The sequence below is a fragment of the Paenibacillus glufosinatiresistens genome (genome assembly GCF_031470375.1).
GTDB lineage: Bacteria > Bacillota > Bacilli > Paenibacillales > Paenibacillaceae > Paenibacillus_AQ > Paenibacillus_AQ glufosinatiresistens.
The window spans coordinates 40,051-52,293 of sequence record NZ_JAVFHT010000003.1 but is presented as its reverse complement, the minus strand read 5'-3'; the positions used below and the strand labels follow the sequence as shown (position 1 = coordinate 52,293).

The 12,243-nt window shown below is 58.3% G+C and carries 16 protein-coding genes and 1 tRNA gene; 2 read left to right on the top strand and 15 right to left on the bottom strand.

Annotated elements, in window-relative coordinates:
* Positions 1–228: 228 nt before the first annotated feature.
* The 10 genes from RBI05_RS05185 to RBI05_RS05140 all read right to left on the bottom strand — a co-directional run bounded on the left by RBI05_RS05185 (position 229) and on the right by RBI05_RS05140 (position 7,735).
* Positions 229–750 carry a phosphoesterase gene (locus tag RBI05_RS05185; protein WP_310550332.1) on the bottom strand — a complete coding sequence of 174 codons (522 nt, stop codon included), beginning with the start codon at positions 748–750 and terminating at the stop codon, positions 229–231.
* A 77-nt stretch (positions 751–827) separates the two neighbouring features.
* Positions 828–1,244, bottom strand: coding sequence for a hypothetical protein (locus RBI05_RS05180; protein WP_150457206.1), 417 nt, complete (start codon positions 1,242–1,244; stop codon positions 828–830).
* A gap of 105 nt (positions 1,245–1,349) precedes the next feature.
* A complete protein-coding gene (locus RBI05_RS05175) occupies positions 1,350–1,781 on the bottom strand; it encodes a YraN family protein (protein WP_310550331.1) in 432 nt (143 codons plus the stop codon).
* Entirely contained in the window at positions 1,778–2,086 is a 309-nt protein-coding gene (locus RBI05_RS05170; protein ID WP_150457205.1) for an EscU/YscU/HrcU family type III secretion system export apparatus switch protein, read from the bottom strand. Before RBI05_RS05170 ends, RBI05_RS05175 begins: the two co-directional genes overlap by 4 nt.
* On the bottom strand, positions 2,083–4,296 hold the full coding sequence (locus RBI05_RS05165; protein ID WP_310550330.1) for a DNA ligase: 2,214 nt from the start codon (positions 4,294–4,296) through the stop codon (positions 2,083–2,085). Before RBI05_RS05165 ends, RBI05_RS05170 begins: the two co-directional genes overlap by 4 nt.
* A 61-nt stretch (positions 4,297–4,357) precedes the next feature.
* Entirely contained in the window at positions 4,358–5,005 is a 648-nt protein-coding gene (locus RBI05_RS05160; protein ID WP_310550329.1) for a ribonuclease HII, read from the bottom strand.
* A 210-nt stretch (positions 5,006–5,215) separates the two neighbouring features.
* Complete coding sequence (gene ylqF, locus RBI05_RS05155) at positions 5,216–6,076, bottom strand: ribosome biogenesis GTPase YlqF (RefSeq protein ID WP_310550328.1); 861 nt, start codon at positions 6,074–6,076, stop codon at positions 5,216–5,218.
* 33 nt (positions 6,077–6,109) lie between these two features.
* Positions 6,110–6,718 carry a signal peptidase I gene (lepB, locus tag RBI05_RS05150; RefSeq protein WP_150457451.1) on the bottom strand — a complete coding sequence of 203 codons (609 nt, stop codon included), beginning with the start codon at positions 6,716–6,718 and terminating at the stop codon, positions 6,110–6,112.
* Positions 6,719–6,943: 225 nt separating this feature from the next.
* Entirely contained in the window at positions 6,944–7,288 is a 345-nt protein-coding gene (rplS, locus tag RBI05_RS05145; RefSeq protein ID WP_150457202.1) for a 50S ribosomal protein L19, read from the bottom strand.
* A gap of 159 nt (positions 7,289–7,447) precedes the next feature.
* On the bottom strand, positions 7,448–7,735 hold the full coding sequence (locus tag RBI05_RS05140) for a hypothetical protein (protein ID WP_150457201.1): 288 nt from the start codon (positions 7,733–7,735) through the stop codon (positions 7,448–7,450).
* A gap of 230 nt (positions 7,736–7,965) precedes the next feature.
* On the opposite strand from RBI05_RS05140, the gene RBI05_RS05135 reads away from it, so the two are divergent.
* Positions 7,966–8,901: a hypothetical protein gene (locus tag RBI05_RS05135; protein ID WP_310550327.1), complete on the top strand. Its 936-nt coding sequence runs from the start codon at positions 7,966–7,968 to the stop codon at positions 8,899–8,901.
* 120 nt (positions 8,902–9,021) lie between these two features.
* A tRNA-Pro gene (locus RBI05_RS05130) sits at positions 9,022–9,095 on the top strand.
* Between the two features lie 279 nt (positions 9,096–9,374).
* Here the strand turns inward: RBI05_RS05130 and RBI05_RS05125 are convergent.
* The 5 genes from RBI05_RS05125 to rpsP all read right to left on the bottom strand — a co-directional run bounded on the left by RBI05_RS05125 (position 9,375) and on the right by rpsP (position 12,227).
* The gene (locus tag RBI05_RS05125) at positions 9,375–9,926 is read right to left on the bottom strand and encodes a putative glycolipid-binding domain-containing protein (protein ID WP_310550326.1); all 552 of its coding nucleotides are present in this window, start codon (positions 9,924–9,926) and stop codon (positions 9,375–9,377) included.
* A 372-nt stretch (positions 9,927–10,298) separates the two neighbouring features.
* Positions 10,299–11,099 (bottom strand): tRNA (guanosine(37)-N1)-methyltransferase TrmD, encoded by an 801-nt coding sequence (trmD, locus tag RBI05_RS05120; RefSeq protein WP_310550495.1) that lies wholly within the window; start codon positions 11,097–11,099, stop codon positions 10,299–10,301.
* Positions 11,099–11,623: a ribosome maturation factor RimM gene (rimM, locus tag RBI05_RS05115; RefSeq protein ID WP_310550325.1), complete on the bottom strand. Its 525-nt coding sequence runs from the start codon at positions 11,621–11,623 to the stop codon at positions 11,099–11,101. Before rimM ends, trmD begins: the two co-directional genes overlap by 1 nt.
* A 78-nt stretch (positions 11,624–11,701) precedes the next feature.
* Positions 11,702–11,932: a KH domain-containing protein gene (locus RBI05_RS05110; protein WP_150457197.1), complete on the bottom strand. Its 231-nt coding sequence runs from the start codon at positions 11,930–11,932 to the stop codon at positions 11,702–11,704.
* A 22-nt stretch (positions 11,933–11,954) separates the two neighbouring features.
* Complete coding sequence (gene rpsP, locus RBI05_RS05105) at positions 11,955–12,227, bottom strand: 30S ribosomal protein S16 (RefSeq protein WP_150457196.1); 273 nt, start codon at positions 12,225–12,227, stop codon at positions 11,955–11,957.
* Between the last annotated feature and the right edge of the window lie 16 nt (positions 12,228–12,243).

Below are 12,243 nucleotides of genomic sequence, written 5' to 3'. Positions count from 1 at the left end.
GATTCATAAAAGTTGTTTCACTTTTCAAACCGAATTTCGTGGAGGAGCATTTTTGAACTCCTTGATGCTATCTTATTCAAGAATGTTATGACCTGAGTGCGAGTGCGAGGCATTTAGCGATACCGTGTAAAGCGCAATTACACGAAGAAGCTGCCAGTCAGGCTTGGGCCCGATCGGCAGCTTCTTAGGTTTGAGGGTACGCTGCATTCAGAGGCGGCGGTCAGTTTATCACAACAATTCGTTCTCCTCTCCAGCCAGGATACGCCGCATCTCACCGAACGACACCGGGCGGTAATCCCAATGTTCGACGCAGACGTTGAAATGCTGTTTGTCTGCGTATTTTTGCCCATGAATATGACCATGCACATTTACAAAAGGCATATGCTTATTCATATAGAGCGGTTCGTGGGTCAGCAGAAAGAAGTTCTGATAGATTAGCCCCGTCTCGTGGGCTTCCTGGAATCCGGCGTCAAGCCACCAGGAACGGGTGCGTCCGTGCTCGCGGTCATGATTGCCGAGGATTAGAATCTTGTAGCCGTTCAGACGAGACACGACCCGCCGGGTCTCCTCCTGATCCAGCACCGAGAAATCTCCCAGATGGTAGACCCGGTCTTCCGGCGTTACCGTCTCATTCCAGCGGGCGACCATGACTTCGTTCATCTCCGGCACACCCGGGAACGGCCTGGATTCCACATCCAGAATAGACCGGTCGCCAAAATGATGGTCTGAGGTGAAAAATACGTCTGCCATTTTGATCCTTCCTCCATCCCGCTTCTATGTATCCGGTATTCACTGCCGAAGCAGCGAATACCGTCGTCCCGCGCCGGTTAGCTGCGAAAGTCGCGTTTAGGATAAGGGCGGTTGTCGCTCCTCGTCTTAATCAGCTCGGACAGCATGGGAACACTTTCATTCTCGATCAGCCAGTTGCGCATCATCTTGATCGCTTCGACCTGACCGTTGCCCTGGTCTCTCCATGTCAGCTGTTCAATGACCTTAATAATTAAGGACATGAGACTCTCGTTGCTGTTCTCGGACTGGTCAGCGCGGAACTTCTGGAACATGGCTTCATTCTCCCAGTCGAACAATATCTCATCGGCAACTGCCGGGCGCATCACCGTATATACCTGTCCACAGTCCGAGCAGCTTACAGAGGAGACCGGGCTATCCATAAACGTAATGGTGATATCCTGTTTGCATGTTTTGCATGTAAAACGGACTTCAATCTTCGATGGATCCTGATCCATGGTGCCAGCCCTCCTCCTGGTGACGCAAGAAGTATACTACATCTATACCCACTTCCTGTCCGGCCTGACACTTAAGCCCCGAGCCGCCACCTTTGCATCGCCCCGTCAGAAGGCATCCCGGATATGGTGAAGCGAAGCCACCCGCATCCCGTCCTCCAGCCTTACGGCGATGACGTCAAAGGATACGGGCCGCTCCGCCCCGCCGCTAGCATGCAAAAACATGGACGCGGTCCGCCGCACCCGGTGCTGCTTGCGGACGTCTACCGACTCTTCGGGAGTACCCAGCAGCGAACCGCCGCTGCGTGTGCGGACTTCTACAAAGACCGTCACACCCTTCAGCTCCGCAATGAGGTCCAGCTCTCCGGCCCGGCAGCGCCAATTCCGTTCGATAATCCGGTATCCGCGGGAACGCAGGTACTGTTCGGCGGCATCTTCTCCCGCCTGGCCCTTCATCCGGCGTCCATCCATTCGGTCCCGGCGCGGCTGCTCCCGCCTGATGCAGTCGCCTCCGCCCGTTCCGTTTGCCTTGATCTTCAAGAGTCCCGCCTTCTTCCCGCTTCCGCATCGCTGCGATAGACATAACTCAGAATCTCGGCAACGAGCTGGTACAGCTCGGATGGAATCTGCTGATCCAGATCCAGCTTGGAGAGGACTTCTACCAGAGAGGCATCCTCCTGCACCGCTACCCCGTTCTCTTTGGCCCTCTGCAGTATCGCCTCTGCCAGATGGCCTTTCCCCTTGGCGACCACAACCGGAGCTTCGGTCTGGCCGGGGACGTATTTCAAGGCCACCGCCTTCTTCTGTAAAAGAGAGGGACCTGTTTCTTCCGGCCGGTCCTTCATATCCGATAATCCACTCCTTTGTAGGACTCGGGCGTATACTCGGCCACGCCGCCGCTCAGCCCGGCGGGCGTGCCTGTCTTCTCTGTGAGGACGGGCATCCCTTCCGTTCTAAACCCGGACAACTGATAGCCGATGTTCTCAACCGCGGCCCGGATGTCTTCGCGCGACCCTTCGAAGGCTTCCTGCACCCATGCCAGATCATTATGCAGCCTCAGGCTGACAATCCGGTCCACGACCTGCACATCCACCAGCGTCTGTCCCAGCCGCTTCATGTCCAGGTCGAACCAGAGCCGGCAATTGGATGCGTCCAGTTCGCCCTTGCGTCCGCGCCGAGACTGGATCTGAACCGAAGCGGTCTCCTCTCCGTCCGGCCCGCGCAGCGGCAGGAACAGCGTCACCTGGGCGAACGGCGTCGTCCGGTCGGTGTTCAGCAGCAGCTGCTGTCCCGTCAGCTGCTGAACGAGCTGCCCGGCGGTCTCCTTGACCGCCGCCGGCACGTCGCTGCTGCCCAGAAGCTGCAGCAGCGTGCCTTTGAGGCCGCCGTCCGCAGCGGCGGCCGCCGGTCCGCCCGGCTGCGCCGCTGCCGGGCTCTGCCCCGGGTCCGCGGCGAGCCCGCGGACCGCCTGCTGCTCGTGCTCCGCGCCGAGCAGCTTCAGCACGCGCGCCACCCACGCGCCATCGGCGTGGGCGGGCGCGTCTGCGCCGGCGGCGGAGGCGAAGCCGCCGCCGGCAGCGGCCGCCGGTTCCCCCGGCGGCCGGTCGCCTTCAAGCTGCGGCTGCGTCCGCCGCAGCTCCGCCAGCACGCCCTGCAGCTTCGCCAGCAGGGCGTCTCCCCCGCCGGCCGCAGGCGCGGCGGGGTTCCCCGCGCCGCCTCGCGCAGCGGCGGCGGGATCGGACCCCGCGGCTGCGCGGCCCGCGGGCGCAGGCGGCGCCTGGTCCGCTCGGGCGGCTTCCATTGCGCGCCCTGCGGGAGCGCCGGCGCTATCCGAAGCCGCATCGCCCGCAGGCGCTCCCGGGAGGGCAGCGCCGGGCGCGGCGGCAGCAGAATCCGCGCCTCGCGGAGCGCTGTCCCGGCCCACCGGAACCGCCGTGCCCGCCGTCGTCCCCGTCTCCGGGACCCCGCCGGACATAGGCCGGGACACGGAAGATCCGGCCTCCCCGCCGGATTCCGTCGTCCGCTGTCCTTCAGGCGCGGCCGCTTGGCGGGGGGCCGATCCTCCGGGAGACGGCGCTTCCGGTTCAGCGGCCGGACCTGCGGCCTCCCCGGTCAAGGCGCTCTCCGGCATTGGCGGAGACTGTCCGCCGGATACGCCTGGATTTCCGGCAGAAGCCGCCGGGCTCCCGGCATTCTCTGCCCGGACCGTTCCTTCTCCAACCTGGGCGGCCGCGGCAGCCGCTGCCGCACCGGAGGCTCCGGCCGGCCCTCCCGCTGCTCCTTGCACGCTTCGCGGCGACGGCTGACCGGCGGAGGCTGCCGGAAGCCCCGCGTCGCTCCCGGCCACCCGGGCCGCTGCCTCCCCTACGGCTCCGGGCTGTGTCCCGGAGGCCGGCTGCGCCGACGGCCGCACCGCAGCTTCATTCCCGCGGAGCTGAGGCGCCCGTTCATCCGGCAAATCGCCGCCGGATGCCCACTGCTCCAGTTCATGTTCCAGCTTCGCAAGAAGCTCATGCAGGCGCGGACCGAAGATTGCCTGCTGAAGCCCCTTTACCGCCTCTGCGGTCAGCGGCAGACCCCGCTTGAGCGATACGGCCGCCGCCTCCAGCCACTGGGAGACCGGAACCGGACCCGGCTTGGAGGCCAGGAGCTGACTAAGCCGCCCTGCCGTCTCCTTATCCAGCGGAAGCTGGGCTCCGCGCATTACATCCAGAATGGCTCTTCCTTCGGGCTCATTCGCAAGTCCGAGGGCTTCCAGGGCGTCTCCTACGCTCATGGCAGCGGCGGCGGCAGAATCGGGAACCGCCTTCAGTACCGGGAGTCCCGCTTCGCCGGGCGCGCCGACCTGAAGCGACAAGGTCTGGCCGGGCTGCAGCGGCGTCTCCAGTTCGGCCCGAACCGGGGTTCCCTGAATCTGAACAACCGCTTCCCGGCCTGTCTCCGATACGTTCAAGACGACGCCGCGCACGACCTGGCCTTCGCGAAGCTCCAGCGACTTGGGTTCGCCCGGCTTGCTGTCGCCCAGAAGACCGCGAATCAACGAACCGATGTTCATACTCCCTCTCCTCCTTCCGCTTTCTCTCCCTTATATCGGCTTCGCAGCCTTCCCGCTGAAGCTAGAACAACGTCATCTGCTCCGCCGCAATCCGCCCCAGGAAGCTGCGCCGGTGCAGGGGCGTCGGCCCAAGTTCCGCAAGCTTCTCCCGGTGCAGCTTGGTGGCATAGCCTTTATGTACAGAAATTCCATATTCCGGGTACATCTCGTTCCAGGCCCCCTCGCAGAGCCTGTCCCGCGTAACCTTCGCCACGATGGAAGCGGCAGCGATGGACTGGCTGTTGGCATCTCCTTTGATGATCGCCTTCTGCGGCAGCGGCAGATCTACCGTCTCGGCATCGACCAGCAAATAATCCGGCTCTTCTCCCAGAGCCAGGACCGCTTGGCGCATCGCCAGCCGGGCAGCCTGCTTGATGTTGATTTCGTCGATCCTTCCGGCATCCACGAACCCCACGCCTACCGCCAGCGCCTGCTCCATAATCTGTTCATACAGGCTGTCCCGTTTCTTGGCCGACAGCTTCTTGGAATCATCAACGCCCTCTATGACCAGTCCTTCGGGCAGAATCACCGCCGCTGCGACCACGTCGCCGAACAGACAGCCCCTGCCCACCTCATCTACTCCGGCGATTCTTCGATAAGACAGGCTCCAGCATTCTTTCTCGTAAGCCAGCCGGTCGATTTCCATTTCCGGTTCCATGCTCTTCTTCAAGTGTGTTCTCCCCGTTTCCTCAGGTCGTCCAACGGACCCGCTTCGAATCCTTGCTCTCTCTTCCAGCTTACCACACGACGCCAGCCCGTACATCCATCCAAAGAACGCCAGCACTTTTCCCGCACAAAAAAACCGCGCTCTCCTGAGGGAGCACGGTTGTTCGGGTCCAATTGCGCCGGTTCATCGCCCGGCGGCGGTTCTATACGCTTCTTACGGCGTTTCCAGCGTGAAGCGGCCGAGCTTGCCGGCGCGCAGCTCATGCAGCAGCGCGCGCGACGCTTTTTCCAGATCGACCCGTCCTCCGCTCACCAGGCAGCCCCGCTTGCGGCCAACGGCCTCCATGACCGCTACAATCTCATCCGGATTCTCGGTGTCCTCCGGCAGCTTGTCGATCCCAAAGCGCTCCTTGAACCGGTCGCCGTAATCGTTCAGCAAATACTTCACGGCGTAGAAGGCAATGTCCTCTACATTGAGGATTTCTTCCTTGATCGCCCCGGTAATCGCCAGACGGTAGCCCACGCTCTGATCTTCGAATTTCGGCCACAGAATTCCGGGCGTATCGAGCAGTTCCAGACTGTCGCCCGTCTTGATCCACTGCTGGCCCTTCGTTACACCGGGACGGTCGCCCGTCACCGCAATATTGCGTCCCGCCATCCGGTTAATCAGCGTGGATTTGCCCACATTCGGGATGCCGACAATCAGTGCCCGCATCGCCCTGGGGTTCATGCCCTTGGCAATCTGCCTGTCAATCTTCTCCTTAAGGAGCAGACGGACCTGATCCGGGATCTCCTTCACGCCGGTGCCCGTTGACGCATCCACCGGATGAACCGCATGGCCTTCCGCCTTGAAATACGCGATCCACTTCCGTGTGCTCTCCGGGTCGGCCAGATCGGCCTTGTTCAGAATAATCAGACGGGGCTTGTCCCGCAGAATATCGTCAATCATCGGATTGCGGCTGGACAGCGGCAGACGGGCGTCGAGCAGCTCGATGGCAACGTCGATCAGCTTCAGCTTCTCTTCAATCTGCCTCCGGGCTTTGGTCATATGACCGGGGAACCATTGAATGGTCAATGCCGTATGCCTCCTTGGGTATTCGATTCATGGTTAATGCTTGATCCAAGTGAAATCCTTGAGCGGCCAGAAGACCAGATCCGCGCGGCCTACGATCTCATCCAGCGACACATAGCCGATCATCCGGCTGTCCGTGCTGTCCGAGCGGTTGTCCCCCATTACGAAGACATGTCCGTCCGGAACCGTGCCGTTTGGGAACGTTTCGTTCGGGAAGTTTTTATCGTTCCACAGCTGGTTGTTCTCATGCGCCTGTTCCAGAGCCTTCTTGAGATACGGCTCGTCGATCGGCTTGCCGTTGACGGTAACGACGTCTCCTTCCACCTGAACCTTATCTCCCGCAACGCCAATGACGCGCTTGATAAAGTCCCGGCCTTCCTGCGGCACATGGAAGACGATCACTTCTCCCCGCTCCGGTTCACGGAATTTGTACAGAATTTCATTCACGATTACCCGCTCGCCGGTATGAAAACTGGGCTTCATCGACGGACCGTCCACAATAAACGGCTTGAAGAGCAGCCAGCGTATCAGAATGACCAGCACCAGCGCGATGGCGATGGCTTTGATCCACTCCAGCACCTCATTCTTCTTCTTGGGAGGCCGCCGTTCGGCGATCTCGCCGCCTTCTCCCGGTTCCTGCTGCAATTGATCCTGCTGCATGGTTCACCGTCCTTTCCATCCTCTCACTTTCCTACACTTCAGCATATCACAAGTGCAAGCAGGGTTTCCAATCCCGCAGGCGTTAAAGAACCCCACGCAGGTGGGGCTGGTATGCCGTCTTATTTCATCTATGCAAGGCGAGCGCCTCGCATCGGATATTTTGGATAAACGAAAAGGGCTTGTAACCAAGCCCTCCCCCTTACCGCCGGATTAGCGACGGATTTCTTTAATTCTGGCAGCTTTACCGCGCAGTTCGCGCAGGTAGTACAGCTTGGCACGACGAACTTTACCGTGACGTGTCACTTCGATCTTATCGATCTTCGGCGAGTTCAGCGGGAATGTTCTTTCAACGCCGACACCGTAAGAGATTTTACGTACTGTAAAAGTCTCGCTGATGCCGCCGCCGTGACGCTTGATCACAACGCCTTCGAACAGCTGGATGCGTTCACGTGTGCCCTCAATTACCTTAACATGCACCTTCAGCGTGTCGCCCGGGCGAAAGCTCGGGATATCTTTGCGAAGCTGCTCTTGCGTAATCTGTTGCAGGATATTCATTAAGGATTTCCTCCTTCCCGTACAGGTGTTCATGCCTCTTCCGGAGAGCCGTGCTCTCCCTCATTATCCGCAGCGGACCACCGTATTCACAACAAAAATTATTCTATCATATTCTAAATCTCCGGGCAAGCCTATTTCCTCATAAAAAAGACATTTGTTCTAGAGCGGCAGCATATCCCGCTTCTTGGCCTTATCCCGGCAATCCCGGCATAATCCGACTACCGATCCATTGTCCTGCGCGTAGAAAATCAGTTTGCCGTTCTTCCGTTTGCAGGAGGAGCAGGGCTGTTCCTCCGGTTTGGACCGGAGCTGCCTGTGCCGATCAAGCGGGATGACTTTCCGATTCGTCTCTTCTTGTACGCTGTGCGGCGGGACGCCCTGTTTACGCAGGAAGATCATTACTCCCGCGATTGCCAGCAGCAGTACAGCAATCAGCAAATAAGTCATAGGCAGGTTCCTTTCTGCTTGAGAATGGTCCAACCGTCAAGACCCCATCCGGGTTTCTTCCATTATAATGAACCCCCCGCAGCCGCACAAGTAGGCCCCGCCTAAGGTCTAGGAAGAATACCGTCTAAGGTCTCTTTTTCATCTTTTTACCAGCCTTTACAATAGACATAGCATACATACATCCAGGAAACCCTTGGCATCATGGAGCTAACACAGACAGGAGGAACGTCATGAAGCGTTATCCCAATCGTCCCTTTCTCGCCGCAGCCCTGGTGTTCGCGGTTATCGTATCAGGCTGTACCGAGCTTAGAGGCCGCAATGACAGCGAGAACGGCACACCCGCCTCTTCGGTAAGCGTGGAGGAACAGGTGAACCAGGCCGTCAATGAGATCGGCGGGCAGGCCGGGCAAGTCGCGAAGGACGCAGCCAATCAGGCTGCCGCCGGCCTTGCCGATTCTCTGGACCAAGCCGCGGCAAGCCGGACAGTCTCGGCCGATCGGCAAGCGGTAGCAGGTGGTACGCTCGCTCTGGATAACCCGGTCGGCAATATTGAAGTTCGCAGCGGATCAGGCGACTCGATCCTTGTACAGGCGGAAGTCAAGGTATACGGTCTGAAGCAGGAGTCCCAGCAGAAGATTCTCGACGAGGCCGCTGTCCGCATCGAGCAGAAAGGCAAGCGATTCAACGTGCATGCCGTCTCCCGGGACGGCCGGGATATCTGGAAGTGGGCCCGCAGCAAATACGGCAATGATAACTTGTCCATCTCGTATACGGTGACGGTCCCTCCGTCTATCGCACGCTTTGATTTGACGGCCGATGTCGGCAACCTGGATGTGTCCGGCGTCAGCGGTCGTTTTCAGCTGTCCAGTGACGTAGGCATCGTCCGGTTGAGCGGAGCCGGCATCGACGGAGCTTCCAGCCTCAGCACCGATACCGGCTCGATCAGCATGGAGGTCGCCGCCCTGGCGGATGGCGCCAGCTTGACGGCAAAGGCGGATGTCGGCGCTATCCACGCCTCGTTCGATCCCGGTATTTCCTTTACCTTGAAGACCGACACTGAGCTCGGCTCGGTGACCGGGGCCAAGAAAGGGACCGAGAAGATTAACGGCGGCGGTCCTAAAGTAACGCTTGTATCTTCCGTCGGCGCGATTGATATCCAGCACTGACGGGCAGGATGACAGAAGGTGCCCGGCTCGGGCGCCTTCACTTTTTTCCCTTGCAGCACTCAGCGCGTTTAAGGTATAATACTAAATGTCTTCGACGAAGCATACATATCTTCTTATCATCGGGGTATGGCGCAGTCTGGTAGCGCGCACCCTTGGGGTGGGTGAGGCCGTGGGTTCGAATCCCGCTACTCCGATTCTTTCTTCAGGAAGCAGCCGATTCTATGGATCGGCTGCTTTTTGGAGTTGAATTTGCGATTATTTCAATTTTTAGATAGATTTCAGCCCGGCGCTGTGCTATACTGACCGTACAAGGAAAGGAGGTGCGTTCACATCCATTATGATATGTCGAACGTATCCCTTACCCGGGCCGCCTTCGCATAAGCAGCAGGCGGTGGCGCGGGATACGGATCACGCAGGGTTAGCGCCACGGGTAGAGAGACCGTCTTCGGACGGTCTTTTTTCATGCCTGTCCCTCAATACTTCCGGGTGAACAGACCGGGGTAATCCTTGACCAGCCCGTCCGAATCGACCTCCAAAGTGGCACGGTACGTCGGACTGCTGTACTCAAATCTTCGGCAGTCTTTGTTCTCTTCGATCAGTGTGTATACCTGCTCCACCTTCTGAAGCGTCAATTCCGGTACTTTAATGTATACCATCTGACAGACCTCGGGCCGGTTCAAGCGCCACTCGATCCGGCGAATAGGCAGCGAATTGGTGAAAGGCGTGCATGAAATATCCACCTCAATCGCACCGGCCAGTTCGTGCGCCTCTTCTCCGTCAGAGTCCAGCCACCGATGATCGGGAGTGCTTTCCAGATACAGCGACCGATTAATTGCAGGAATTTCGAGGTGTACCCGCTTCATCCATCCATCCGAAGCCTCGAGTTGATACTCGATCTTCAAAGGTATCGCATCCTCCAAGGTGATTACGGTGCTCTGGGCCCGCAGTGAAGTTCCCGATAAGGTGACTTCCAGCAATTCGGAGCCATAGGTTCGATTGTTCTCCCATACTGCCGTTCTCTTCATGGACACTCCTTTCCTTCCCGAACCCTTTCATTAAAAAACCAATGCCGCCGCACAGCCGGGGTACGGCTGAATCGGATTCATTGGTTGGTCATCGAGCCTGTCGGTCCGGACGGTCTTTCACCGGACGAATCACCGTTCAAGCTTCCTTCTTGCCGGTATAGAAGTTGATAATATCGCTTACGGTGCGGAGCGGCTCCGCCGGTCTCAGTGCTGCATTCATTTCCGGTTTATATGTGTCTTGCGTCTTGGTTGCCATCGTTTCATTTCATCCTTTCGCGTGGTTAGCCTTCTCTGTGATTTACGGCGCCTCTTCTTATTACCCCGTATCCCCACAAATGAACACTTTACCAATTTATGCGAGAGGTGAATATTTTATGACAGCCCTGTCTCCGCTTTGATTCTCTCCAGCATCCGCAGGTCCTTGTCCGTCAGCTCCGCCTGCTCCAGAAGGTCGGGTCGGCGCTCCAGCGTACGGCGCAGCGCTTGTTCACGCCGCCATTGTTCAATGTTGGCATGATGACCGCTCAGCAGCATGTCGGGCACCTTCCAGCCCCGGAACTCCGGAGGACGCGTATAGTGCGGATATTCCAGCAGACCGGTACTGAATGAATCTGTTACCGCCGACGTTTCGTTGCCGAGCGCTCCCGGCTGCAGCCGAACCACCGAATCCACCACAGTGAGAGCGGCCAGCTCGCCGCCGGTAAGCACATAGTCGCCAATCGATAGCTCGTCCGTCACCAGATGCTCCCGAATCCGCTCATCGTAGCCTTCATAGTGGCCGCAGATAAAGATCAGATGGCTCTCCTGCGCCAGCTCTTCCGCGATCGCCTGATTGTAGCGTCTTCCTTGCGGGCACATCAGAATAATGCGCGGCGGACGCCCGGACGGCGCCGTGTGCGGCTCACCGCTCACTGTTCTTCCCGTCTCCGGATCTGTGTAGACCTTGTGCAGCAGGTCTTCAACCGCCGCAAAGATCGGCTCCGGCTTCAACACCATGCCGCCCCCTCCGCCGTACGGCGTGTCGTCGACAGAATGATGTTTGTTGTTCGCATAATCGCGGAAATTCAAGGCTTGCAGTTCGGCAATGCCTTTCTCCCGCGCTTTGCCCAGAATGCTTGTCCCCAGCACCGTCTCGCACATCTCCGGGAACAGCGTAATGAGATCAATCCGGATCATGGCAGCAGGCCTTCCATCAGATGAACCTTGATGCGCTTGGAGGCAATATCAACATCCACCACAACGTCATGAATAACCGGAATCAGTATATCCGGTCCCTTCGGCGGCTTGACCACCCAGACATCGTTAGCGCCCGGTGTCAGAATCTCCCGAATTACACCGAGTTCACGGTTCTCCACTTCGTCCGTCACCACCGTGCAGCCGATAATTTCGTCAAAATAATACTCGTTCTCCGGCAGTTCGACCCGGTTATCCCCGTGCACCTGCACCAGACTGCCCTTGTACTTCTCGATCTGGTTAATATCGGTGACGCCTTCCAGCTTCACGATATACATTCCTTTATGCTCTCTGGCCGACTCCACGGTTACCTCCAGCCGCCCGCCTGTCTCCGGAGAGATCAGCAGCTTGCTGCCCGGAGCGAACCGGACCTCGGGGAAATCGGTACGGGACAGCACTTTAATTTCGCCGCGGATGCCGTGGGTATTGACCATTTTGCCAACCGTTAACAGAACTTCGCTCATGGCCGTTCTCCTTTCCAATCTCTTTCTATGTTTAAAAAGAGGAGCCGGGAGTTACCCCAGCCCCTCTTTGCGAACTTGTCATGATAAAATATCGACGGTGACGCGTTTCTCACTCTTGACTGCTGCGGATGTGACCACGGTACGAAGCGCCTTGGCAATCCGCCCCTGCTTCCCTATCACCTTGCCGACATCCTGCGGATGAACGGAAAGTTCATAGACAACGAGGTGATCCTTCTCGACGGCCCGCACCGCCACATCTTCGGGATGATCCACTAAAGCCTTAGCAATAACTGCAACTAATTCTTCCATAGAGGACCCTCGCAATCAGTCATTATTTCTGCAGCTTCAGTTCATGGAACTTCTTCATCACGCCAGCCTTGCTCAGAAGGTTGCGGACGGTGTCGGAAGCTTGAGCTCCGTTCTGGAGCCATTTGAGTGCTTTTTCCTCGTCGATCTTCACTACTGCCGGTTGTTCAACCGGATTATAGTAACCGATTTCCTCGATAAAACGACCGTCACGAGGGGACCGGGAATCGGAAACCACTACACGGTAGAAAGGCGCTTTATGCGCACCCATGCGTTTCAGACGAATACGTACTGCCACGAAAATTCACCTCCCT